Source organism: Brevibacterium sp. 239c, assembly GCF_900169365.1.
Lineage (GTDB): Bacteria > Actinomycetota > Actinomycetes > Actinomycetales > Brevibacteriaceae > Brevibacterium.
The window spans coordinates 51,374-75,363 of sequence record NZ_FXZH01000010.1 but is presented as its reverse complement, the minus strand read 5'-3'; the positions used below and the strand labels follow the sequence as shown (position 1 = coordinate 75,363).

Below are 23,990 nucleotides of genomic sequence, written 5' to 3'. Positions count from 1 at the left end.
AATGTCTGAGATCCGCCGAGGCGTGACCGCCCGCACGCGCATCCTCGGGTGGATTCTGCTCATCCTCACCATCGCCGTATCGATCATCGTCGTCACCACTGCCCGGGCAGAGCTCTCCCGTGTCAAGGTCCAGGCCCACACTGAGCTGCAGCACGAGGTGGAGAAGTTCCGCGACTTCGCGAGCAGCCCGAGCTCTGGCGACGGCGGAGGCTTCAACTCCGTTCAAGCACTGATGACCAGCCATCTGCAGAACAACCTGCCCGAACACACAGAAACGTTCTTCAGCATCGTGGATAGGAAAGAAGACCAGCGCAGCGTCGACAATCCGCCCTTCCGGCTCGACCAAGATGCCGAGTTCGTCGCTGAGGCTGCCAAGGTGACTACTCCCGAAATCAACGAACGTTCCACTCCCGCCGGCCCGGTGACCTATGCGATCGTTCCCATCCAGATGCAGGGCAGCTCGCAGACGGGGCAGCTGGTCATCGTCGAATACCTCACCCCCGAATACGACGAGGCATGGGCGACGATCTGGACCATGACGATCATCGCCGTCATCGCTCTGGCCATGGCGGGAATCTTCGGCTGGCTGGTCGCCGGACGGGTACTGTCCCCGATCAGGCAGTTGAGCGAAACTGCGTCGCGGATCGGCGAAGAGGATCTCAGCCGGCGGATCGAGGTCACGGGCAATGACGATGTGGCCCACCTCGGCGTGACCTTCAACCGGATGCTCGACCGGCTCGAAGCCGCGTTCGCCGGCCAACGGCAGTTCCTTGATGATGCTGGGCACGAACTGCGCACCCCGATCACCGTCGTCCGCGGCCATCTCGACGTCATGGGCGATGACCCCGAAGACCGGGAGTACACGCTCGACCTCGTCGGAGATGAGCTGCGACGCATGTCCCGACTTGTCGACGAGCTCATCATGCTCGCCGGCAGCGAAGGTCCTGACTTCCTCATGCTCGCACCGACGGATATCACCGATCTGGTCTTCGAAAGCTTCTCCAAAGCAACTGCCCTGGGGACGCGCAACTGGGTCATCGATGCCACCCCTGAAGCGTTCGGCATCGTCGACGAGCAGCGGCTGACCCAGGCACTGCTGCAACTGGCCGCCAACAGCGTCGATCATACCGACACCGGTGACACCATCGCCTTCGGCGGCCGCACCACAGCCGACACCATCGAACTGTGGGTCCGAGACACCGGATCCGGTGTGGCCGAAGAAGACCGCGAACGCATCTTCCAACGCTTCGCCCGCAGCAAGAAGGCCAAACCCGGCAGACGCGGGACGGGGCTTGGCCTGACGATCGTCGACCGCATCGCCAGGGCTCACGGTGGTAGCGTCTCAGTCAGCTCAGTTGAAGGAGAGGGAGCGACATTCCTCATCGAATTGCCATGGCACCATCCGGAAGTGGAGGACCAGTGACCCGCATTCTCATCGTCGAAGACGAGGACCGAATCGCGTCCTTCGTGAACAAGGGGCTGAAGGCAGAAGGGTACGCAACCGAGATCGCCGACGACGGTTACACCGCGATCGACCTCGTGCGCACCGGACAATTCGACCTCGTCATCCTGGACCTGGGCCTGCCTGGGCTGGACGGCTTCAGCGTGCTGCGCCTGATCAGAGGCGAACGCCACGATCTCCCGGTCATCATCCTTACCGCCCGCGAATCGACCGAGGACACCGTGGCAGGACTGTCCGGCGGCGCCGACGACTATATGAGCAAGCCCTTCGCCTTCGACGAGCTGCTGGCTCGTGTCCGACTGCGGCTGCGTCCCTCCACCCCGCAGGACCCGAGTGTGCTCAGGGTTGGCAGTCTGGCCCTCGACATCCGCACCCGCCGGGCACTGGTCGGTGAGCGTGCCATTGAACTCAGCTCACGCGAGTTCACGCTGCTTGAGGTCTTCCTCCAGCACCCCGACCAGGTGCTCAGCCGAGCCCAGCTGCTGAGCAGAGTGTGGGGACTCGATTTCGACCCCGGCTCGAATGTCGTCGACGTCTATGTCAGGTATCTGCGGGAGAAGCTGGGCCACGACACGATCGAGACTGTCCGCGGGGCGGGGTATCGTCTGCGAGTCATCGACTGATCGTCGAGGTGAGCGCCGCAGAGATGTGAAAGCTCTCATCTTCACCTCATCGTCGCCTTAGATGGGGACGACAGTCTTGATGGTGAACGTCATCAAGGAGGAAAAAATGTCGCTTGTTCTCGCACTGGGCACTGACCTGGTCGCCATTGTCATCCTGGCCTACGTCCTGTACTTCCGCAGGCACCGTCGCCGTGATCTGCTGCTGTCCTATGTGGCACTGAATATCGGAGTCGTTGCCGTGACGCTGGCGCTGGGCTCGGTGGAGGTGGGTGTCGGGTTGGGCATGGGCCTCTTCGGCATCCTCTCGATCATCCGGCTGCGCTCGGATCAGATCACCCAGCAGGAGATCGCCTACTACTTCACCGCACTGGCTTTGGGTCTCCTGGCTGGACTGCATCCCGATCCTGCCTGGCTGACACCGACGCTCTCCGCGCTGGTCCTGGTCGCCATCGCTGTGCTCGACAGCCCCATGATCGCGTCCTCGACGCACCGTCACACGCTGACACTCGATCGCGCGATCACCGATCAGGACGAGCTCATCGCTCACCTGGCCGACATGTTCGCCGCCGATACCGTACGAGCAGAGGTCCTCGACATCGATCTGGTGCGAGACACGACGCTGGTCGATGTGCGATACAAGGCTAAGCCCCACCGCAGGTCACAAGCGCCTCAGACATCTCAGACAGACCACCTGGCTGACAATCACATCGCGGTGGGCACGCGGCCTGAGCATCCGGTGGACCTGGAATGACAATGACCAGAACCCCCATTGCCGAGGCGGTCCCAGCGATGGCCTCGCCCCACCTGGACCTCGCTGACCTGGACGAACTCGATCAGGCTGCCGAGCTCACCGCGGCCGACGAGTTGGATGCGCAGCTGCTGCGCATGAACTCCATCTCATTGGGCGAGCTCAATTCGCAGGCCCGTCTCATGACTCGTGTCGATCGGAAGTACTTCCTGCCGAGGGCCCTATTCGTGGAACTGCTCAAGGCCACAGAGGACGACTTCAGCGTGCTGGAGATCGGGCAGAAGAGATGCTTCGAGTACCGAACCGTCTACTTCGACTCCCCAGATTTCCGGTTCTTCCGAGACCATGTCCAGGAACGTCGTCACCGGTACAAGGTGCGAACGAGAACCTACGTGGAGACCGGCACCTGCCACCTCGAGGTCAAGTCGAAGGGTTACCGGGGACAGACCGTGAAGGAGCGAATCCCTCACTCCACCGATCGCCCAGGGTCACTGTCGGAGACCGACATCGGGTTCATCGATTCGATCATCGGCGGCGACTCGCACCGCCGGGTCCCTGCCGACCGATTGGAGCCGGTGCTTGAAACCATCTACGACCGGATCACTCTGTGTCATGACCATCAGCGACTGACGTGTGACCTCAACATTCGCGCGGTCAACGGGGACGAGACCCATGACGGTCCCGATGATGTCCTCGTCGAGACGAAGTCCGCCGGTGGCGGCGGCATCTGGGACGCGCTGCTCAAACAGCACGGCGTCCGACCGCACAAGGTCAGCAAGTATTGCGTAGCCGCGTCACTGCTCTACCCGCAGCTGCCGAGCAACCCGTGGAAACAGACGATCAAACGTTACTTCGTGTGAGTTCGCGGCTGAAGGGGCTGCCGTGTTCAGCGATCGCGACCAGACCTCCCATACGTTTACCGCGTAAACCCTCCAGCATCGAAGCAATCAGCACGAAAACTGGTTTGCGCTTGTGAATAACTGAATCAATTGATATGTTATTTACGTTGTAAACACCCGGATACATCCCCACCTGAATATACAAGGCGCCTCCAGCTCGGCCGGAGGCGCCTTGTACGTCAAGTAGAGGAACAACCATCATGGGCTGATCTGATGTCGATGGCCATGGCCCCACCGCTGAAGTGGCAGGGTCACGGCCATCGCTCGTTGCCCATCACAGCAGCCGGGGACGCGTGTAGGATCGCTACGATGACCCTGCCGGGCCGGGCCGATTCGCCTCCCGCGACCGCTCGCTTCGAAGACAAGGAGATTTCATGAATCGCACACGCCTGCGCCGAAAGGATGTCATTCAGTCCGCGATCGCATATATCGACGAATATGGGGTCCAGTCTCTGACCATGCGCCGCCTGGGCACCGCCCTCGACGTCGAGGCCATGGCCCTGTACCGGCACGTCTCCAGTCGCGAAGAGCTCGTCTCTGCCGCTGTCCGTGAACTCATCGACGGCCTCTTTGACGACGAACTCATGCAGACTCAACCGAAGAGCTGGGAGGCCTACTTCCAGCACGTTGCCAACGCCATGCGCAATCTGGCGCTGTCTCATCCGAGGATGTTTCCCCTACTGATCTCACAGCCGCCTGAAGCCCCCTGGCTGCGGCCCCCTCTGCGCAGCGTTCGCTGGGTGGACTATTTCCTTGCCTCACTCCTCGGCTACGGCTTCTCCGAGACTCACGCGGTGAAGGCCTATAAGGCCTTCACCAGCTTCCTCCTCGGCGACCTCCTTCTCCAGGTGACCGCGATGGGCATCGACATCGCGCCGGTAGCCGGCGACGGTGACGAACCCGAAGAGGATCCTGCCGAGTATGCAACAGTCAAGCGCCTGGAAGGCAAACTGGCCGAAGACCCCTCACAACGCGAATTCAGCGACGGATTGGATGACCTCATCGAGCGCATCCGCACCGTCTCTGAACTCTGAGTCGGTCGACCTAAGCGCACGACGGCTTACCTACGCGCACTGGTTCACCTCACGGGCGACGTGTCACTTATACGCGCGGTGGTACTGGGACGGCCGGTAATCGATCTCGTGGCGTAGAGCGTCAGCGGCCCGGAGCGGGAAGTTCGGGTCACGCAGCGATTCGCGGCCGAGAAGAATGACATCTGCCTGCTCGGTCGCCAGGATGTGTTCGGCCTGAAAGGGCTCGGTGATGAGTCCGACCGCCGCGGTCGGAATGTCCGCCTGCCTGCGGACCCCCTCGGCGAAGCTCGTCTGGTAGCCGGGGCCGACAGGAATCTTGGCCATCACGTTGCCGCCGGTGGAGACATCGACGAGGTCGACGCCATGGCCCTTCAACCAGCCGGACAGCCGCGCGGTGTCATCGAGGCTCAGCCCACCCTCGGTCCAGTCCGTCGCGGACAGGCGCACGAGCACGGGAACGTCCTCGCCCACCTCGGCGCGAGTGGCATCGACAACCTCGAGCAGGAAGCGCGCCCGGTTCTCCGGGGTTCCGCCGTAGGAATCGGTGCGGGTATTGCTCAGCGGGGAGAGGAATTCGTGGAGCAGGTAGCCGTGCGCGCCGTGGATCTCCACAAAGTCGAAGCCGGCCTCCATCGACCTGCGCGCCGAGGCTGCGAAGGCAGCCACGATCTCGGCGATCTCCGCTTCGGTGAGCTCACGTGGAGCATCCAATCCGGGGAACGCCTCGGGTGAGGGAGCCAGTGTCTGCCAGCCGCCTTCGCTCTCGGGCAGACTGCCTTCGTGGTCGGCGCCCCACTCGGGGTAGGTCGAGGCCTTACGGCCGGCGTGGGCGAGTTGGATCCCGGCCGCGGCCCCCTGCGTGTGCATGAAGTCGACTACCGGGATCAGTGCATCGCGCTGCTTGTCATTCCACAGGCCCAGGTCTTTCGCGGAGATCCGCGCCTCGGGAGTGACGCCGGTGGCTTCGACGATGATTGCGCCTGCGCCGCCCCGGGCCAGGGATCCGTAGTGGACGACGTGCCACGGGGCGGCTACGCCGTCGAGGGTGTCCACGGAATACTGGCACATCGGCGGCACCCAGGCACGGTTGCGGAAAGTCAGGCCGCGCAAGGTGAGGGGTTCGAACAGCAGATGAGACATATGACCTCGTGATCGTCAGTAGTGGACTCGAGCCTTGAGCGCTGAACTCGAGATGAAGTACGAAGCTCCTCGTACTTCGATGTTTACCGTACTACGAAGAAGAACGTATAATCAAAGGACTGTGAATCACTGTGACGAAAGAATCAGCGTGACGAAGAGGTGACGGATGAGAACCCTTGAACACCCCGAACGGAACGAGATGCGACTCGACACCGTGCTCGCCGCACTTGCCGACCCGATTCGTCGGCACATCGCCTGCCGACTGAACACCACCCACCAGGATCACGCCTGCGCAACATTCGAGCTGCCGGTATCGAAGTCAACATCGACCTATCACTTCCGGACTCTGCGCGAGGCCGGTGTGATTCGCCAGGAGTACCAGGGCACGTCGATCATGAACTCACTGCGCAAGGACGATCTTGACGCACGGTTCCCCGGACTCCTCGACGCGGTCTTCGCTGCTCAAAACATCGAAGGCGGAGCCGCGGTCGTCTCGACCTGAGGTCGATCGAAGACCAGAGCGGGGTCACAGGCAGACGCCTGTGACCCCGCTCCGTAATCCGCGGAACTCAAGGCTGTCGCCCCTACTCCCCCGCCGCAATCGCATCGACGGCAACCGGGTCCGAGGACCGCAGGAACTCCTCGATCCGAGCAGCCTCTTCACCTTCGCCAATAGCGCCGGCGGCACGGCCGAGGGCGTTGAGTGCGCGGAGGAATCCGCGGTTGATCTCATGCTTCCATGGGATCGGGCCTGCTCCGCGCCATCCGGCGGCACGCAGGGAATCGAGACCACGGTGGTAGCCGACGCGGGCATAGGCATAGGCGTCGACGAGGCGGCCCTCGCCGTGAGCCTCATCGGCCAGGATCGCCCAGGCCAGTGATGAGGCGGGCAACGCTGCGGCGACGTCGATGGGTTCTTCGCCGGCGTCGAGGCGCTTCTTCGCTTCCACGTCTGCGTGATCATCGGGCAGGAATGTCGGCTGGGGGCCGAGCTGAGTGGCGTCGAGGTTGCCGATATGCGATGGGTTACCGATGGGCTGTGTCATGTCATCTCCTGGTCGTTGGTCGAATGCAGAGTTCAGTTGGACTTCACGTCTGAGGGTTGGATCGTGTACGGGTTGGTGCTCAGAGCCCCGAAGATCCCGGCATCTGTGAGCTTTTTGAGCTGCTTTTCATCCTTGACTCCGGTGGCCCAGACCTTGAGGTCCGACTCGGCCCAGGTGCTCACCGCATCGGGTGCGACGGACACCATACTGTAGCCCGACTTCTTCAAGTCCGCGGGCGAAGTCGATGAATAGTCACCGGTGAACATCACTGCCACCTCGGCGTCGGATGCCGCCTTGGCGACCTTCGCGTTGGAGGTCCGCACGATCGTCGAATCGGCGCTGTCCGCCTCGGCGATCTTCTTCAGCACTGGATCTGCCACCTTGGGCGATTCGATCAGGGGCATGAGCACGGTGGCTCCGCCCATCTCATCGACTATCTGGTCCCAGGTGATGGGGTCCCCGAATGCGGTGTTCTTGCGTGGTGGCTTGATGGTCTGGTCCAGGAACGACTTACGGTCCAGGTCAGACAGGTCGCCTTTGAGTTCCATCTCCTTGGGCGCGGATTTCGGGTCCGCGGCGACAACGGTGCCGTCACCGAGCTGGGACAGGGTCGGTGCGGGCAGATAGCCGAACTTCGTGTTCTCGGTGAAGGCGAGTGTGGAGTTCGCCGGGTAGACCTTCGAACCACCGTCGAGGGCGGCGACCGCGGGCTTGTTGAGCGAGTCCACGGTCAGGTGGTCCTTGCTTCCGAACATGTTGAGTCCAAGGACGGCGACGACAGCGATGACGACGACGAGCCCGGCCCACAGAGGCGCGTTGAACTTCTTCGGCGTCGGCCGCTCAGGCACCGGAGCCCCTCCGCTCTCGAGAGCTTCCTCTGCAGGGTGTTCGCTGCCTGCCTGAGCCCGGGTGCTCTGCTCGCGTTCACTGCGACCGTACCGGCGATTCTTCTTGCTCAACGGCTGCCGTCCTTCGTCGATCCGGCCCCGGCGATCAGGCCCCGCAGGAACCCTGCTCCCCAGCACAGGTGCATGGTGGGCAATACGAGTCCGAACCAAGCGCGTTCGCGTCGACCGCAATCCTTGGCCGCCGAGGCGGTCGCAAGTATGCCCGACACGTATCCCAGACTGGGCACGTGGACCAGAGAGGTGAAGCGGCGCAGAAATTTGGGCCAGGTCTTCTTCCTGCCTGTGAGCTGCAGGAGGGCTTCGACGACGCTGGCTGCCATCCCGAGGACCAGCACCGGTGGCGCGAAGTAACGTATCGAATTCTGCGATCCGTAGCGGCGGATGAGCTCAGCACGCCAGATGCCGGTGGCCCAGAACTGCTGACCGATCTTCGACCAGGAATCCCGCGGCCAGTAGGTGACCTCCATGTCCGGGTTGAACCAGATGCGCCCGCCTGCAGTGCGGATGCGCAGGTTGAGCTCCCAGTCCTGTCCGCGTTTGATTCCTTCATCGAACCCGCCGAGGTGGTCGAAGACCTCACGTCGGTACACGCCGAGGTAGGCCGACTCGGCCTCGCCGGCTTCGTCTCCGGAGTGGTAGGCAGGTCCGCCGAGCCCGACCGGTGATATGTAGGCCCGGGCCACGGCCTTCTGGAACGATGTGCGACCGCGGGCAAGCATGAGTCCGCCGCAGTTCGCGGCCTTGGTCTGGCGCAGGGTGTCGATGGCCTGCTTCGTGTAGTCGGCGCCCAGCCCCGAGTGTGCGTCGACGCGGATGATCAGAGGGTGGTGAGTCGCGGCGATCGCGAGGTTGAGTCCGATCGGCGTCGCAGCCTGCGGGTTGTCGACGGTCTGGATGCGAGGATCCTGCGCAGCCATGTCGGCGATGATGGCGTTCGTGTCATCGGTCGAGGGCCCGAGCGCAAGGACGATTTCCTTGTCTCCTTCATAGTCTTGGGCCAGGATCGTGGTGATCGCTTTGGCAATGTGCTCGGCCTCGTTGAGGACCGGCATGATGAAGGAGACACCGGGGCGTTCGGCCAGTGGAGGCAGACCTTCCGGGGTCAGGATCTCAAGAATTTTCGACACGCCCTCAATCTTCCCACATGCCCACGGTCTCGGCCTTGAGGGGTTGCTCAGGCACCGGCGAACACCCGATCGCTGCGGGCCACCTCCCCAAGAACAAAAAAATTGTCGCCACACGGGCACGGTATGCGCTCGATCCATGGTTAGTCTGAATATGTCGTCGCCGGCGACGACATATTCAGGTGCCGCGTTGATCGAGGGGCTCCCCTTCCGCCTCGCCCTCCCCGTGCCGAACAAAAAGGCTTGTGCGCGGGAACACATTCACGTACATTTATAACGTAGGACATCATACGTCTTATGTTGCATCCGGGATTTGGCATCGATGCGGTCCCGTTCGGACTTTCTGTGAGGAGGGAGCATGGACGCTCCGGGACTCGGCGGCCTCAATTGGGCTGTGATCATCATCTATCTGTTGGCAACGTTGGGAATCGGGGTGTGGTTCACCCGCAAGGCGAGCGCCGGAACTGATTCGTTCTTCAAGGCGAACGGTCGCATCCCGGCCTGGGCCGCAGGCTTCAGCATCTATGCGACGACCCTGTCTGCCATCACCTATATGTCCACGCCTGAACAGGCCTTCCTCACAGACTGGTCCTATGCAGCAGGCAATATCGCCATCTTCGCGATCGTCCCGCTGCTCGTCCTCTTCTACATCCCCTTCTTCCGCAAGCTCGACGTCACCACCGCTTACGAGTACCTTGAGGAACGTTTCGGGCCCACTATCCGAGTCATCGGATCGGCCCTGTTCGTGCTCTTCCACATCGGACGCGTGGCCATCGTGATCTACCTGCCCACGCTGGCAATCAGCTCGGTCACCAATATCAGCCCCGTGCTCGTCGCCGCCGCAGTCGGCGTCCTCTCCGTTGTCTACACCTTCCTCGGCGGCATCGAAGGCGTTATCTGGTCAGACGTGGTCCAGGGCATCATCCTCCTCGTCGGTGCCGCCGTGATCCTCGTCTTCGGCATCGCAGCCCTCGACGGTGGTCTGGCGACAGTGGCCGCCGATGCAGCAGCAGACGACAAGTTCATCTCGGCCGACAATTGGAAGATCGGTGGAGCGGCGGCGGCCATTCCGATCGTCTTCCTCGGCTCGGTCTTCAACAATCTCCACCAGTACACCGCCAGCCAGGACGTGGTGCAGCGCTATCAGACGACCGACTCACCGAAGAGCACAATCCGGTCTCTGATCGTCAACGGCTTCCTCGCACTGCTGACCATTCCTCTGTTCTACGGAATCGGCACCGTCCTCTACAGCTACTACCAGCACGCCGAGGCGCTTCCCTCCGGATTCAACACCTCGGCTCTGGTGCCCTACTTCGCTGTCACCGCGCTGCCGGCCGGCATCTCAGGTCTGCTGATCGCGGCAATCTTCGCTGCCGCACAGTCGACGATCTCCTCGAGCCTGAATTCGATCTCGGCCTGCGTCACCGTTGACATCCGGGACCGGTTCTTCCCGCCCAAGGACGGTGTGGCCCGCACAGGCGTCGGGTTCTCCCGTCTGGTCATCGTGATCGTCGGAGCGATCTCGGTGGGAGTCGCCCTCTATCTCTCCGCGACTGACCAGGCTCACACCTGGGACCTCTTCCTGTCGATCACCGGACTCTTCGGAGTTCCCCTTGCCGGTGTCTTCGCCCTCGGCATCTTCACCAAACGGGCCAACAGCGCCGGAGTGCTCAGCGGACTGGTGCTCGGTGCCGCCGTCGCCTGGTACGTCCAGGACGTCGCGGGGCTGACACCCTTCGCAGTCTCGGCCGTGGCCTTCGTCGGCGCCGTCGTCTTCGGCTATGTGATCTCCCTGTTCACAGGATCCCAGAACCGTCGTGCCGACCACGACGTGACTGCCCTGACGATCTACGGCAAACGTGACCAGTACACACGGCGCATCTCAACCTCCCCGGCGACAACCTCGGCGGGGGACAGCAACAGCATCAAGCAAGGACAGAGCAATGAGTGAATTCCACGGCATCATCCCCCCACTGCTGACACCGCGCTCCGAGCGCGGGGAGCTGGACTTCGAGGGCATTTCGGCCCTCGTCGACCACCTCGTCGAGGGAGGTGTGCACGGCATCTTCGTGCTCGGCTCCTCAGGGGAGGTCCCCTATCTCACTGCGAGCGAACGCGAGCAGGTGCTGACCACTGCCATCGAAGCTGCCGACGGTCGGGTCCCCGTCCTCGTGGGAATCAGCGAACAGACGACAGGCCGTGTCCTCGACGAGGCGAAGCGTCTGCTGTCGATCGGCGGAGACGCCGCCGTGGTCACCACCCCGTTCTACGCGCTCTCCGATGCGGGCGAGATCGAGCAGCACTTCCGCACCGTCGCCGAACACCTCGACGTTCCGGTCTTCGCCTACGACATCCCAGTGCGCACCCATTCCAAACTGCCCCACGACGTGACCGTGCGCCTGGCCCGCGAGGGTGTGCTGGCCGGAGTCAAGGATTCCTCGGCCGATGACGTGTCCTTCCGTCGCCTGCTCATCGACACCAAGGACCAACCCGACTTCGCGGTCTTCACCGGCCACGAGGTGGTCGCCGACGGCGCACTCCTCGGTGGTGCGGCCGGGATCGTCCCAGGTCTGGGCAACGTCGACCCTGCTGGCTACGTTCGCCTCTACGACGCCGCCCGAGCCGGCGATTGGACGGCCGTCGCCGCCGAGCAGGATCGCCTGGCGCGCCTGTTCCAGATCACCGCTGCACCCACCCCCGGACGCGTCTCCCCCGGTGCCGCTGGCCTTGGTGCGTTCAAGACCGCCCTGCGGCTCATGGGCGTCATCGCCTCCAACCGGATGACCGAGCCGATGCTGGCATTCGATGAGGTCGAGACCGGACGCGTCAGAGAGGTCATCTCCGCCGAAGGTCTTCTATGACCTCAAGAGCCGTGGTGGCCATCGACGTCGGCGGCACGAAGATTCGTGCCGGTGCCGTCATCGACGGCGCCATGGGACACATCCGGGAGGTGCCGACACCCGCCAGTGAGGGGCGTTCGGCAATCCTGGATGCCATCGCCGAGGTGGCCCGCGAAGTCATGCGCAGCACCGACGCTTCGATCGGCGCTGATACACCCCGCCTGTGGAAACTGGGCATCGGGGCCGCCGGAGTCATCGACTCTGAGGCGGGAACCGTCGTCTCGGCCACGGACTCCCTGACCGGCTGGGCTGGGACTCGACTCACGGCAGAGCTGACGGCACGCCTCGACCTCGAGACGCGGGCCGTCAACGACGTGCATGCTCATGCGCTCGGCGAGTCCTTCGCAGGGGCAGCCCGAGGATCCCGCAGCTCGCTGCTGGTAGCCGCGGGCACAGGAATCGGAGGCGCCTTCATCTCCGAGGGCCGCCTCCTCACCGGCCGGAACTTCGCAGCAGGACACATCGGCCACCTTCCTGTCGCCGCCGCCCAGGGGTTGCCGTGCCCCTGCGACGGCGCCGGGCACGTCGAGGCGATCGCCTCGGGGCCGGCTGTGCTCGCGGCCTATCGACGGGCCGAAGGCCGTGCGGACGTGTCCTCGACCCGGGAACTGGCGGGCGTCGCTCGCTCTGGAGATGTCATCGCCCAAGAGGCGTTTGCCCGGGCTGGCGAAGCGCTCGGCTCGATGCTCGGCGGACTGGCCAATGTTCTCTCCCCCGAGGTCGTCGTCATCGGCGGGGGCCTGGCGGGTACCGGAGAACTGTGGTGGTCGCCTCTGTGTGAGGCATTCGACCGTGAGCTCATCCCCGCCGTCCGCGGACTTGAGCTCCGCGAGGCACAATTGGGATCAGACGCGGCCCTCATCGGCGCGGCCAGTCTGTGGCCGGCCGCGACCTCGGCCGCAACTTCGGCACCAAAAAGCCCGATGCCAGGAAACTCGGTAATATCAAAGACCACCAGCGAGGAGACAGAGTGATGTTCACCAAACAGGAGATCGTCGATGCCCTGCGAGGACACCTCATCGTCTCGGCCCAGGCCTATCCGGGAGAGCCTATGCGGGACCCGCGGACCATTGCTCAGGTCGCCGCTTCCGTCGTGCGCGGTGGTGCGGCGGCGGTGCGCGTCCAGGGGCTCAGCGACATTCAGGCGACTCGTTCAGCGGTCGAAGTTCCGGTGATCGGCTTATGGAAAGACGGCACCGAAGGTGTGGCCATCACGCCGACGTATCAGCACGCGCATGCCGTCGCCTCGGCGGGAGCCCACGTGGTGGCTCTGGACGGCACACGCCGTGAACGTCCGGACGGGCTGAGTCTCACCCAGACTATCGAGCGCCTGCATGAAGAGACGAATGCGCTGGTCATGGCCGACTGCGGCAGTCTTGACGATGCGCTGACCGCGGCCGAATCCGGAGCAGACTTCATCGGCACCACCCTGGCCGGATACTCCGGCGAACGCGCGAAGACGACGGGGCCTGACCTGGAGCTGCTCGAACAGATCAAAGCGGCAGACCTCGCCCCGATGCTCGTCGCCGAGGGACGGATCCACTCCCCTGACGATGCCGCAGCAGCACTGTCCGCCGGCGCCGAGGCGGTGGTGGTGGGAACAGCGATCACCCACCCGGCAACGATCACGTCCTGGTTCGTCGACGCCTGCGACAACGCCTAAGGCACTCCGTGCCCGGGTGACGCCGCCTGCTCAGGTGACGGCTCCCAGCCCGTGAAAGTGACGCCTCAGAGCCGGTGCGGTTCGAGCTTGTTCGCGTACGCCTGCCGGTAGTAATCGGCCAACTGCAGTCTCGATGCGGCCGCATCGTCGACAAGGACCGTGGCGTGGGGATGCATCTGCAGCACGGTCGCCGGCCACATCGAAGAGATCGGCCCCTCCAACATCTGGTGCACCGCTTCGGCCTTGTTGCCTCCGGTGGCGATGAGCATAAGATGACGCGCTTCCATGATCGTGCCCAGCCCCTGCGTCAGGCAGTGCTTCGGCACCTGGTCGACGTCTCCGTCGAAGAAGCGGGCATTGTCCACCCGTGTCTGGTTCGCCAGGACTTTGACTCGGGTACGCGAGGACAGGGACGAACCCGGTTCGTTGAAGGCGATGTGACCGTCGGTCCCGATTCCCAGGATCTGCAGGTCAATTCCTCCCGCCTCTGCGATGGCACGTTCGTAATCCGAGGAAGCGCTGATCAGGTCCTCGGCGGTTCCGTCGGGCCCCTGCACAGCGCCCTCGGCGAAATCGACGCGTGAGGCGATCTCGGCGTCGATGACATTCCGGTAGCGCTGCGGGTGGTCTGCGGGCAGCCCGACGTATTCGTCGAGCATAAATGCGCGCGCAGCAGCGAAGGACAGTCCTTCCTGTTCGTGCCGCCGGGTCAGTTCGTCGTAGACGCGCAGCGGGCTCGAGCCGGTGGCCAGCCCGAGCACGGGGGCAGACGATTCTCGCAGCAGCCTCTCAATGGAGTCCGCGACCAGCATCGCCAGTTCACCGTCGGGGGCGATGACTACTTCCATTGGTCCTCAGCTCTCTGCTCGTGGTGTCGGGGCGTGGTCAAGGGCTCGGGCGATCGGTTCGTAGTGCACGGTGATCGCGGAGCGGAAGGCGTCGACGTCCCCGGCTTCGGCCGCCGTGAGCATGAGTCCGTGGGCCCGGGCGGTGCGTTCAAGATCGGCAGCCACCGCGAGATTGAGCTTGGGCAGCACAGCGGTGTGCACGTCCCAAAAGGCGGCTACGAGCTGACCGACGAGCGAGTTCCCCAAGGACTCAAGCAACCCGGTGTGGAAGGCGCGGTCCTGCTGCGGAAAGGAGCGTCCGTCCTGTGCCATGGCGACCATCTCCTCGACGAGTGCTGAGAGGTCCGGGTTCGTGGTTCCCTCCAGGCTCTTCACAATCGCTTCGGACATTCCGTGGTCCAGGGCCTCACGCACCTCCACCACGTCCCGCAAGGCGCGCAGGTCATCACCGGGACTAAGCACACCGCGGAACACGAGAGCTTCGACGAGTGCGTCCAGGGACATCTCACCCACATAGGTTCCGTGTCCGTGCCGAACGTCAACGATGTCGAGGGTCGAGAGCTTGCGAATGGCTTCCCTGACATTCGACCGCGAAACGCCGAGGCGAGTGCACAGTTCCCCCTCGGTGGGCAGCAGGTCCCCGGTGCGAAGTCCGTCTGCGAGAATGAGATCCTTGATCCGGTCCGACGTCGTCGTCTTCCGTCGCCCCTCGGCGTTGTCGGCGGCAGAACGCTGATGGCCTGCCGGCATTGCCTCTGTCATTGTCGCCCTCCACAGATAGTTCCGCACCGAGCTTCCAGTATACGTCTGACATCAGATGTGTCGGCTTCGACCGACATGCGGTCTCCCCTCGCGCCCCTGCCCCAAACAGCACTAGAGTGGGCAAGCAACAGATGTTGTAAGAATCAGCGCACCTACTGAAAGCTCGGAGGAGCCATGGAAATTCTCACCGGAAGCGTCATCGCCGTCGTAGTCATCGTTGTCATCCTCGGCGTACTTCTGTTCGGCAAGCTGAGGACCAGTATGTTCTTCACCGTCAAGACGCAGGAGAACGTCGTCGTCGAACGGTTCGGGAAGTTCAAGAAAGTTGCCAAACCTGGTCTGAACTTCAAAATGCCTCTCGTCGAGACCATCAGCAAACCGATCTCGCTGCGCGTCCAGCAGCTCGAGGTCAACATCGAGTCGAAGACGAGTGACAACGTGTTCGTCACAGTGCCGGTGGCCGTCCAGTATGTCGTCGAAGAGGAAAACGCCACCGACGCCTACTACAAACTGGCCAACTCCGAAGAGCAGATCAGGTCCTACGTCTTCGACACCGTTCGCTCCGCACTGTCGGGTCTGACCCTGGACACAGCATTCGAGTCCAAGGATGATATCGCGGAGAACGTCGAACGCCGCCTGTCGGAGTCGATGAAGCGCTACGGATTCAAGATCGTGAGCACCCTGGTCACCGACATCACCCCGGACTCCAAGGTCCGCGACTCTATGAACTCGATCAATGCCGCACAGCGCGATAAGGTCGCGGCTCAGTCCCTGGCCGAGGCCGACAAGATCAAGCGGGTCACACAGGCTCAGGCTGAGTCCGAGGCGATGCGCCTGCACGGTGAGGGTGTGGCCGCACAGCGCAAAGCCATTGCCGAAGGTATCGCCGAACAGTACGCGAAGCTGCAGGAAGTCGGCATCGACAAAACAGCCGAGCAGCTGCTCATGATGACCCAGTACTTCGACACCATGCAGAACGTGGCCCAGGAGGGTCGCTCCAACGTGCTGTTCATGCCGTCGAACCCCGGCGGCCTGGGCGAGATGACGCAGGAGATCAGGAATACCCTGTTCGCAGCCAACGCATCCGAGGACGCAAAGAACACCACGGGCCTGAAGGGTGCCACCGGCCCCCAGTCTCAGCAGCAGTCTGTGTCGAAGGCGGCGCAGAGCGCACGTGCCGATACCAAGTCGGCGATGAAGCGTGCAGTCGATGCTGTCAGGCACAACACCGACAACGCGGACCCGACGACCGACGGCTCCTGAGACTGAGTCAAAGTCTGACTCAGTCTGGGCAGCACATGACAGAACGGGCGCCGGCGCGTAATTTCGCACCGGCGCCCGTTCGCCTCTGCAGGCTGTTGCCCGCAGGCAGACAACCTCCGAAACCTACTCCCGAGCGACACCGTCAGCATCGGCCGCGGTCTCAACCGCAGAAGCAACGGCAGGAGCAACCCGCGCGTCCAGCGCTCCGGGCACAATGTAGTCCGGTGCCAGGTCATCGCCGACCAGATCGGCGATGGCACGCGCGGCAGCGAGCTTCATGGCATCCGTGATATCGGTGGCTCCGGCATCCAGGGCTCCGCGAAAGATTCCTGGGAACGCGAGAACGTTGTTGATCTGGTTCGGGAAGTCACTGCGGCCGGTGGCGACCACCGAGGCGTACTTCTGCGCGATGTCCGGGGTGATCTCCGGGTTCGGGTTCGACAGGCCGAAGATCACAGCGTTGTCGGCCATCTGCGGCAGGTGCTTCTCATCGATGGTGCCGCCGGAGACGCCGATGAATACGTCGGCACCGGCGAGCGCGGTGTCGATCCTGCCAGTGATGGTGCGTGGATTCGTGTTCGACGCCAGCCATTCCTTCGTCGGAGTCAGATCCGCACGGTCGGAGTCGATAATCCCCTTGGAGTCGAGGACGACAACGTCCTTCACACCGGCATCGCCGAGGATCTTGGCTACGGCGACTCCAGCAGCTCCTGCCCCGGAGAGGACGACCTTGATGGAGTCGAAAGACTTGTCGACCACGCGCAGCGCATTCGTCAGTGCAGCGAGGACGACGACGGCGGTGCCGTGCTGGTCATCATGCATGACAGGGATGTCGAGCGCGGCCTTGACACGGTCCTCGATCTCGAAGCAGCGAGGTGCTGAGATGTCTTCGAGGTTGACTGCGCCGAACGACGGGGCCATGCGGACGAGGGTCTCGACGATCTCGTCCGAGTCATTCGTATCGAGGACGATCGGGATGGCGTCGAGCCCGGAGAAGCGCTTGAACAGGGCGCACTTGCCCTCCATGACCGGCAGCGAGGCCTTCGCCCCGATGTCACCGAGGCCGAGCACGGCAGATCCGTCGGAGACGACGGCGACGAGTCGACCGGTCCAGGTGTGGGTCCGCGCCAGTTCCGGCTCGTCCTTGATCGCGGTGCAGACCTTGGCGACGCCGGGAGTATAGGCAATGGAGAGATCACGCTGGGTCTCGAGCGGACGGGTGAGCTCGGCAGAGAGTTTGCCGCCTTCGTGCCCGGCGAAGATCTCATCATCGGTGATGGGCGGCAGCGAGTTCTGTGCGGCAGCGGTGGTTGTGTCGGTCGTTGTCGTCATGTTTGATCCTCGTGGTCTCGTGACGGCTGGCATCACAGCGATGCCGCCTTCGGTGTTCGTCAGACCGCGGCTCAGTACCACGGGGCGTCTCTGGCAGCGGTCGAATCGAAGAGCTGTCACCAAGAAGGATGGTGCGGTGACGTCTGCGCAGTGTGGTCCGCGTCCTTTGTGAAGGACTGTGCGTGGTCGCGCAGGGCACGAGCGGTTCGCAGTCGGCCGAGTTCCGACCTCATGAAACTCACTGTGCAACTCGGCCAGCATAGCCGATGAGCCTTCGCTGTCCACCCGAAAATGTCACCTTCGCCGAGGTTGTCCGACGTTTTGGAGGCATATTCTCAATACCTTTAGCCGGGAGGATTCGACCCCGGAACAATGCGTTCCGGACCTCAGCCTCCTGCCACTGTGGCAGTCTGCCGATCCTTCGCCCGCCCGCGGACCAGGTCGACGATTCCGATGAGTCCGGCGAAGACCATGACCGCGGCGATGAATCCGAATCCTGTGACGATCGCGACCCCATATCCGGCCATTCCCTGGGCAACGAAGAACACGGCCGTGACGACCGCGATGCCGATGGCCGTACCCACGCGCTGCCCAGTCTGCATCACCCCACCGGAGCTTCCCGCATATTCGACGGGCACATCGGCCAGGGTCAGTGTCTGGTTCGGACTGATCGCCATGCCCTGGCCGATCCCGGTCAGACCCAGGCTCGCCAGCATCCACCAGATGCTGATGCCCAGGTCTTCGTGAGCGAGGACGATCAGTGCAGACGTGACAACTCCGACGATGGCGATGCCGACTCCGAGCACGACCATCTTGCGCCCGAAGGTGAGGACCACGCGACCGGAGGCTTGGGCACTGACCGCTGCCAACAGCGCCGAGGGAAGACCCATCAGTCCCGCTTCGAGCGCAGGGAATCCGAGGCCGTTCTGGAGATAGAGGGCGACGATGACCCAGACTCCGGGCATGCCCACGAAATACATCGACGTCAGGGAGGCGCCATAGGCGAATGACCGGGTGCGGAACAGGTTCATATCGACCATCGGGGCACCGCCTCGGCGGGCATAACGGCCCTCCCAGCGCACCCACAGCCAGATGACGACGGCACCCACGGGGACCAGAGCGTAGATCCAGGCACCGGCGGAGCGTTCGAGGAAGGGAAGCATGACGAACAGGGTGCCCAGTGACAGGAGCACGAGGCCGACCGGATCGAAATCGGCGCGCCCGCCGTCGGCGCCGCCGGCCTCGGCAGCACTGCCCCTCCACGCGCTCCGCGGCAGCCAGAGCCGACCGAGGAGGATAGCGGCAATGGCGATCGGCACGTTGATGAGGAACGCCGAACGCCATCCCCATTCTTCCCCGAGCACCGCGATGAGGCCTCCGCCGAGCACGGGCCCGATGCCGACGGAGACACCGACGATGGTGCCGAACATGCCGAAGGCACGACCACGGATCTTGCCGTGGAAGTACTGCTGCAGCATCCCCACGCCCTGGGGACTCAGCAGTCCCGAGCCGATGCCCATGACGATGCGCGCGACGTTGAGCATCACCGGGTCGGGAGCGAAGCCGGCGATGAGCGAGCCGAAGGCGAAGACGCTCACTCCTGCGACGAAGAGCCTGCCCCGTCCGAAGAGGTCACCGGCGCGACCGGCTGCGACGAGCAGTACGCCGAAGGCCAGCGTGTAGCCGGAGAGCACCCACTGGATCGCGGAATTCGAGGCCCCGATCGACTTCTGCATATCGGGCAGGATGACGTTGACGATGGAGACACTCAGCAGAGACATGAACATCGGCACCAGCATCACGGCGAGGATCCTGCGCTGCTGTGCCGACATGGCCGTTGTCTCTGAAGTTCCCGTCATTGATCCAGTTCTACTCCGCCGCGCAGGTCTGCACAACACCCCATCACAGTGCGGTCACTCACGCATGCGCAGACCGCGGCGCCGGCGGAATTCGCACATCAATCGCGTCTTTCGGTTTCCACGAAACTCGACTGCCGCGATTCGTCGACCCCGGAGCAGCGCGGAGCAGCGGCGACCTCTTCACCCGATGATCGCGAGTAGGCTCGGCCCATGGCGAAATATCGGTGGACTGCTTCTGACATGCCCTCAATGGTCGGCCGCACAGTGATGATCACCGGAGCCAACGGTGGAGTCGGTGCGGCGACAGCAGCGGCATCCGCGCGAGCGGGCGCGCACGTCGTTCTGGCGGTCCGCAGCGTACAGCGCGGCCGAGAAGCCGCCCGCGCGATGAGCGGGAACACCGAGGTGCGAGAACTCGACCTCGCCGACCTGTCCTCGATCAGTTCGTTCGCCCAGTCGTGGGATGACCCCCTCGACATACTCATCAACAATGCGGGAGTAGCCGGAGTTCACGGCGCTCAGACCAAGGACGGGTTCGACCTGCAGTTCGGCACGAACCACCTGGGCCACTTCGCATTGACCAATCTCCTCCTGCCTCACATCAGCGACCGGGTGGTAACGGTTGCCTCCGGCGCCCACAAAGCAGGCGAGATCCATTTCGATGATCTGGCGCTGCGCCAACGCAAGTACGGATTCGCGGCCTCATACGGGCAGTCGAAGTTGGCCAATCTGCTGTTCTCTCTCGAGCTCCAGCGGCGACTCCACCAAGCCGGTTCCAACGTTCGCTCCTTGGCCGCACATCCCGGATACGCAGCGACGGGGCTCGGGACCAAGGGCCAGCCGAAGGTTCTCGTTGCCGCGGCGAATCTTGCTGGACGGATATTCGCCCAAACCAGCGAACACGGTGCCTTGCCGTCGCTCTTCGCGGCAACACAGGATCTTCCCGGCGCGAGCTACATCGGACCTGACGGGCGCGGTGAGCTGCGGGGCTCCCCCACCTTGGTCGGCCGATCTTCCTCAGCCAGCGACCTCACCACGGCACGTCGCCTGTGGGAAGTCTCAGAAGAGCTGACAGGCGTCTGCTTCGGCCTCGATAAGTGACAGTGCTGTCGGCTGTGGTTCAGGACCCGACAGGGGCCTCCACCTGGGCCTCGACCCGATCATCGACCGCATCCACCTCGGTGGTCAGGTCACGCCCTCGCGTCTCCGGCGCGAAGTAGGCACCCAGCAATCCGCAGCCGGCGAACAGGATGAGAACGATCGCCACGGGCCACCAGGAGTCCGTGATCACTGCAACGAGGCCGGCCGCGATCACTGGGGCCAATCCGCCGGAGACGACGGAGCCGATCTCCTTGATCGTGGTCATGAAGGTGTACCGGTGCTTGGATCCGAAGAGCTCAACCAACCAGCTTGATTCAACTCCGTAGAGGTTCGGCAGAGGTCCGCCGACGAAGATCGCGAAGACGCAGGCGATGAGGATCGGATTGCCGGTGTCGATGAGCAGCATCGCCGGCACTGCGAAGAGGATCTGGAAAACGGTGAAGGCCAGGAATACCGGCCGACGCCCTACCGTGTCGCTGAGCTTGCCGAAGAAGGGGACGGTGGCGAATCCGATGATCGTTCCGATCATGATCCCTGTCGTGACGACCGAGGAGTCGGTGCCTGTCGTCGTCACGACCCAGCCCACCATGAAGCCCTTGACCAGATACACGGCGGAGTTCTCGCCCATCCGAATACCGAGGGCGAGCAGGAATGACTTCGTCGACCGTCGAGCCTCGACGAGAATGCTCGGCTGTTTCACCTCGGCAGCGCTGAGGGCGGCACGCCGCTCCTTGGCTTCCTCGAACACGGGTGATTCCTTGACCTTCGTGCGAATGGCCAGTGCCACGAAGGTCGTGACGATGCTGAGCAGGAACGGAACCCGCCAGCCCCAGCTGAGGAAGTCATCGTCGGGCAGCAGCGTCAGCAGAGTCCACAGGACCGTAGCCAGGAAGATTCCGCTGTTGGTGCCCATTGCGACGATGGCGCCGAAGAGCCCACGCCGTCGAACTGGTGACGACTCAACCAGGAGCACGGAGGCACCGGCCAGCTCGGCTCCGGCACCGAACCCCTGGACCAGGCGCAAGATGACGAGGAAGATCGGAGCCCAGACACCGATCTGCGCATAGGTGGGCAGGAGCCCGATGCCCATGGTGGCAATTCCCATCATGGACAAGGTGACGATGAGGACGATGCGGCGCCCGTGCTTGTCACCGACGCGTCCGAAGATGTAGCCGCCGATTGGTCGGACGACGAACCCGGAACCATAGACGCCGAGGCTGGCGATCAGTGCAACAGCAGGCGTTTCGTTGGGAAAGAAGAGCGGGCCGAAGACCAAGGCTGAGGCCAGGGTGTAGAGGGTGAAGTCCATGTACTCAAGCGAGCTGCCCAGCCATGACGACCAGGCGGCACGGCGAAGTTCGGGTCGGGTCACATTCGGATCTGGCGGGGTGGCGACAAAGTCACTCGTCATCTTTGACATAGTTCTGTCCTACTTCGGTGGAATGTTTCGGATTCTGGCTCGCACCGCCGGCAGCGGTCTCTCCTGTGAGACGCTTCCGGCGGCTTCAGCGCAGGTAGATGCGGGAAGGGTCGAGGGAGTCGCGCAGGATGGTGAGTTCGTCCGGCGTAGGCGCCGTAGTCGTCTCGAGATCAGCTGAGACCTTCAGATCCCAGCCGGTCTGCCGGACGACCTCGGCAGGGTCGATCCCTGGGTGCACCGCGCTCAGCGTGAGCTCCTCGTCCTGGGCGAATCGGGTCATGATTCCCAGATCCGTGATCACATGCGTGACCCCCGCACCGGCTGGCATGACCCCGACCTCAGACTGTGCGGCCCGGTGGGGACTGGGCGAGGTGACGAAGTCAAGGGTTTCAACGAAAGTGCGCGGAGTGTGCCGACGCATCACGAGGAAGATCTCGGCCGCCCCAGCCATGGCTTCGATGGCTCCGCCGGAGCCTGGAAGCCTGCTGTCGGGGTGTTCCCAGTCCTCGCCGATCAGGGTGGAGTTGAGGCTGCCGTAGCGATCGACCTGAGCGGCACCGAGGAATCCGACATCGATGCGTTGCCCCTGCAGGACGTAGTTGAACAGGTGAGTCATCGGAATCACCGAGGCGGCGCCCGGTACCAGCACAGAATCAGAGATGGTGCGCGGCAGGTCCGGTGGCCTGGCACCGGCGACTCCCGACTCATAGACGATTTCTATCTCCGGTGCCACGGTTCGCTGAGCCAGTGAGGTGGCCAGCGTCGGCAAGCCATGTCCGGCGAAGACGACGCGGCGTCCGGCCAGGGCACGCGCCGAATGGATGGCGAGCAGTTCGCTGCTCGTGATGTCCTCACCCTCGTTCTTCGCGGCGGTGTGATTCGAGGTATCAGCAGTCATTCCCGACCTCCATAGTTGACGGGTGTCGAATAAGCGTCACGGATTCCCAGGTGGTCGAAATGGTCGGGTCCGAGGAGTGCGAGGAATTCTTCGTGATCTGCGGTGTCGTGGATGTTGGTCTGCAACCAGGCCTTGACCGCCTCGGCGTCCCGGGCGAGAGCCGACCAGTCCCGGGAGAACGCATCGTCGCGGTCGTAGTATCCCTGCACGGCGTGCGGATGAGCACCTCGTGGAACTTCAACGACTGCGTCGACAACGTGGGACGGGACGATGGTGCGGTTCGGGTCGGACCGGATGATGGACTCGTCGACGATCTCTTCGACGGTGACGATGAGTCGTCGACCGGCGAAGGCTGCTTCGGTCTGGATTCCCAGCATGCCCCAGGCCTGCACATTGCCGGCGGAGTCGGCACGTTGGGCGTGGATGACGGTGAGGTCCGGGTTGAGTGCGGGCACGACGTAGATCGGCGGACCGCCGAAGGGGTCGTCCACGGATCTGATTCGGGGATTCTTCTCGGCGAGATCGCTGCCGCGATAGGAGGCGATCGGCTGGAACGGGAGTTTCGAAGCACCGGCCTGGTATCTGGCCACCATTCCGCCGTGGCTGTATTCGTCGAACCACAGCGGCTCCGGATCCGAGTGCTCAATTCTTCGGCGCAGTTCATGGAGAGAACCTGCCGAGCTGTTGGCGATGAAGGCTGCGATCAGTCCCGTGAGGCAGTTCGCGCCGAGGAGCTGGTCGACGATGACATCACAGGACATGCGCGCCAGGGTGAGATTCGAGAATTTCTGTCGGATGATCTCATGCGCGGCAGCAACCGGCACGAGGTGGCCGAAGCCTTCGAGCGCGACTGTATCGCCATCGTTGAGATGGGTGCTGATCGCCTCTGACAGGCTCGTCGTCTTGTCCATCGCGTCCTCCTTGAGCATCGATTGACTGTGACCTCGATCATCCTTCCAA

24 protein-coding genes are annotated in these 23,990 nt (G+C 63.3%); 12 read left to right on the top strand and 12 right to left on the bottom strand.

The window, feature by feature from the left end:
- Position 1: 1 nt before the first annotated feature.
- The 4 genes from BSP239C_RS10925 (at position 2) to BSP239C_RS10910 (ending at position 3,693) form a co-directional block, all read left to right on the top strand.
- Positions 2-1,423 carry a cell wall metabolism sensor histidine kinase WalK gene (locus tag BSP239C_RS10925; RefSeq protein WP_101572749.1) on the top strand — a complete coding sequence of 474 codons (1,422 nt, stop codon included), beginning with the start codon at positions 2-4 and terminating at the stop codon, positions 1,421-1,423.
- On the top strand, positions 1,420-2,085 hold the full coding sequence (locus tag BSP239C_RS10920) for a response regulator transcription factor (RefSeq protein WP_101572747.1): 666 nt from the start codon (positions 1,420-1,422) through the stop codon (positions 2,083-2,085). The genes BSP239C_RS10925 and BSP239C_RS10920 overlap by 4 nt, the downstream gene beginning before the upstream one ends.
- Before the next feature lie 106 nt (positions 2,086-2,191).
- The gene (locus tag BSP239C_RS10915) at positions 2,192-2,836 is read left to right on the top strand and encodes a DUF4956 domain-containing protein (protein ID WP_101572745.1); all 645 of its coding nucleotides are present in this window, start codon (positions 2,192-2,194) and stop codon (positions 2,834-2,836) included.
- Positions 2,833-3,693: a polyphosphate polymerase domain-containing protein gene (locus BSP239C_RS10910; RefSeq protein WP_101572743.1), complete on the top strand. Its 861-nt coding sequence runs from the start codon at positions 2,833-2,835 to the stop codon at positions 3,691-3,693. Before BSP239C_RS10915 ends, BSP239C_RS10910 begins: the two co-directional genes overlap by 4 nt.
- Here BSP239C_RS10910 and BSP239C_RS20465 read toward each other — a convergent pair.
- A complete protein-coding gene (locus BSP239C_RS20465) occupies positions 3,674-3,934 on the bottom strand; it encodes a hypothetical protein (RefSeq protein WP_145997436.1) in 261 nt (86 codons plus the stop codon). The two genes, BSP239C_RS10910 and BSP239C_RS20465, sit on opposite strands and share 20 nt — an antisense overlap.
- 172 nt (positions 3,935-4,106) lie before the next feature.
- Here BSP239C_RS20465 and BSP239C_RS10905 point away from each other — a divergent pair, with 172 nt between their 5' ends.
- On the top strand, positions 4,107-4,766 hold the full coding sequence (locus BSP239C_RS10905; RefSeq protein ID WP_101572741.1) for a TetR/AcrR family transcriptional regulator: 660 nt from the start codon (positions 4,107-4,109) through the stop codon (positions 4,764-4,766).
- Between the two features lie 63 nt (positions 4,767-4,829).
- Here BSP239C_RS10905 and BSP239C_RS10900 read toward each other — a convergent pair whose 3' ends face one another.
- On the bottom strand, positions 4,830-5,906 hold the full coding sequence (locus BSP239C_RS10900; protein ID WP_101572740.1) for an NADH:flavin oxidoreductase/NADH oxidase: 1,077 nt from the start codon (positions 5,904-5,906) through the stop codon (positions 4,830-4,832).
- 166 nt (positions 5,907-6,072) lie between these two features.
- Here BSP239C_RS10900 and BSP239C_RS10895 point away from each other — a divergent pair, with 166 nt between their 5' ends.
- Positions 6,073-6,408 (top strand): helix-turn-helix transcriptional regulator, encoded by a 336-nt coding sequence (locus BSP239C_RS10895; RefSeq protein ID WP_101572738.1) that lies wholly within the window; start codon positions 6,073-6,075, stop codon positions 6,406-6,408.
- An 82-nt stretch (positions 6,409-6,490) separates the two neighbouring features.
- On the opposite strand, the gene BSP239C_RS10890 is transcribed toward BSP239C_RS10895, so the two are convergent.
- From BSP239C_RS10890 to BSP239C_RS10880, 3 genes are read right to left on the bottom strand one after another with little or no spacing between them, the layout of a single operon-like run.
- Positions 6,491-6,952: a DUF3151 domain-containing protein gene (locus BSP239C_RS10890; protein WP_101572736.1), complete on the bottom strand. Its 462-nt coding sequence runs from the start codon at positions 6,950-6,952 to the stop codon at positions 6,491-6,493.
- A gap of 32 nt (positions 6,953-6,984) precedes the next feature.
- Positions 6,985-7,911 (bottom strand): hypothetical protein, encoded by a 927-nt coding sequence (locus BSP239C_RS10885; RefSeq protein WP_101572734.1) that lies wholly within the window; start codon positions 7,909-7,911, stop codon positions 6,985-6,987.
- On the bottom strand, positions 7,908-8,987 hold the full coding sequence (locus BSP239C_RS10880; RefSeq protein WP_101572732.1) for a glycosyltransferase family 2 protein: 1,080 nt from the start codon (positions 8,985-8,987) through the stop codon (positions 7,908-7,910). The genes BSP239C_RS10885 and BSP239C_RS10880 overlap by 4 nt, the downstream gene beginning before the upstream one ends.
- 355 nt (positions 8,988-9,342) lie before the next feature.
- On the opposite strand from BSP239C_RS10880, the gene BSP239C_RS10875 reads away from it, so the two are divergent.
- Genes BSP239C_RS10875 through BSP239C_RS10860 form a run of 4 tightly spaced genes read left to right on the top strand, consistent with a single transcriptional unit; the run spans position 9,343 to position 13,547 of the window.
- Entirely contained in the window at positions 9,343-10,935 is a 1,593-nt protein-coding gene (locus tag BSP239C_RS10875; RefSeq protein WP_101572729.1) for a sodium:solute symporter, read from the top strand.
- Complete coding sequence (locus tag BSP239C_RS10870; protein WP_101572727.1) at positions 10,928-11,845, top strand: dihydrodipicolinate synthase family protein; 918 nt, start codon at positions 10,928-10,930, stop codon at positions 11,843-11,845. The genes BSP239C_RS10875 and BSP239C_RS10870 overlap by 8 nt, the downstream gene beginning before the upstream one ends.
- A complete protein-coding gene (locus tag BSP239C_RS10865) occupies positions 11,842-12,858 on the top strand; it encodes an ROK family protein (RefSeq protein WP_101572725.1) in 1,017 nt (338 codons plus the stop codon). The genes BSP239C_RS10870 and BSP239C_RS10865 overlap by 4 nt, the downstream gene beginning before the upstream one ends.
- Positions 12,858-13,547 carry an N-acetylmannosamine-6-phosphate 2-epimerase gene (locus tag BSP239C_RS10860; protein WP_101572723.1) on the top strand — a complete coding sequence of 230 codons (690 nt, stop codon included), beginning with the start codon at positions 12,858-12,860 and terminating at the stop codon, positions 13,545-13,547. Before BSP239C_RS10865 ends, BSP239C_RS10860 begins: the two co-directional genes overlap by 1 nt.
- Before the next feature lie 65 nt (positions 13,548-13,612).
- Here BSP239C_RS10860 and nagB read toward each other — a convergent pair whose 3' ends face one another.
- The gene (nagB, locus tag BSP239C_RS10855) at positions 13,613-14,395 is read right to left on the bottom strand and encodes a glucosamine-6-phosphate deaminase (RefSeq protein WP_101572720.1); all 783 of its coding nucleotides are present in this window, start codon (positions 14,393-14,395) and stop codon (positions 13,613-13,615) included.
- 6 nt (positions 14,396-14,401) lie between these two features.
- On the bottom strand, positions 14,402-15,157 hold the full coding sequence (locus tag BSP239C_RS10850) for a FadR/GntR family transcriptional regulator (protein WP_226831344.1): 756 nt from the start codon (positions 15,155-15,157) through the stop codon (positions 14,402-14,404).
- Positions 15,158-15,331: 174 nt separating this feature from the next.
- On the opposite strand from BSP239C_RS10850, the gene BSP239C_RS10845 reads away from it, so the two are divergent.
- Positions 15,332-16,420 carry an SPFH domain-containing protein gene (locus BSP239C_RS10845; RefSeq protein ID WP_101572718.1) on the top strand — a complete coding sequence of 363 codons (1,089 nt, stop codon included), beginning with the start codon at positions 15,332-15,334 and terminating at the stop codon, positions 16,418-16,420.
- Positions 16,421-16,543: 123 nt separating this feature from the next.
- On the opposite strand, the gene BSP239C_RS10840 is transcribed toward BSP239C_RS10845, so the two are convergent.
- Together BSP239C_RS10840 and BSP239C_RS10835 are read right to left on the bottom strand one after the other, a co-directional pair.
- A complete protein-coding gene (locus BSP239C_RS10840; RefSeq protein ID WP_101572716.1) occupies positions 16,544-17,752 on the bottom strand; it encodes an NADP-dependent malic enzyme in 1,209 nt (402 codons plus the stop codon).
- Positions 17,753-18,138: 386 nt separating this feature from the next.
- Positions 18,139-19,611, bottom strand: a complete 1,473-nt coding sequence (locus BSP239C_RS10835) for an MFS transporter (RefSeq protein WP_101572714.1) — start codon at positions 19,609-19,611, stop codon at positions 18,139-18,141.
- A gap of 210 nt (positions 19,612-19,821) precedes the next feature.
- Here BSP239C_RS10835 and BSP239C_RS10830 point away from each other — a divergent pair, with 210 nt between their 5' ends.
- A complete protein-coding gene (locus BSP239C_RS10830; RefSeq protein ID WP_101572712.1) occupies positions 19,822-20,712 on the top strand; it encodes an oxidoreductase in 891 nt (296 codons plus the stop codon).
- Positions 20,713-20,731: 19 nt separating this feature from the next.
- On the opposite strand, the gene BSP239C_RS10825 is transcribed toward BSP239C_RS10830, so the two are convergent.
- From BSP239C_RS10825 to BSP239C_RS10815, 3 genes are all read right to left on the bottom strand, one after another.
- Entirely contained in the window at positions 20,732-22,123 is a 1,392-nt protein-coding gene (locus BSP239C_RS10825) for an MFS transporter (protein WP_257930175.1), read from the bottom strand.
- Between the two features lie 94 nt (positions 22,124-22,217).
- Positions 22,218-23,030 (bottom strand): CoA-transferase subunit beta, encoded by an 813-nt coding sequence (locus tag BSP239C_RS10820; protein ID WP_101572708.1) that lies wholly within the window; start codon positions 23,028-23,030, stop codon positions 22,218-22,220.
- Positions 23,027-23,959, bottom strand: coding sequence for a CoA transferase subunit A (locus BSP239C_RS10815; RefSeq protein ID WP_257930174.1), 933 nt, complete (start codon positions 23,957-23,959; stop codon positions 23,027-23,029). Before BSP239C_RS10815 ends, BSP239C_RS10820 begins: the two co-directional genes overlap by 4 nt.
- Positions 23,960-23,990 lie beyond the last annotated feature (31 nt).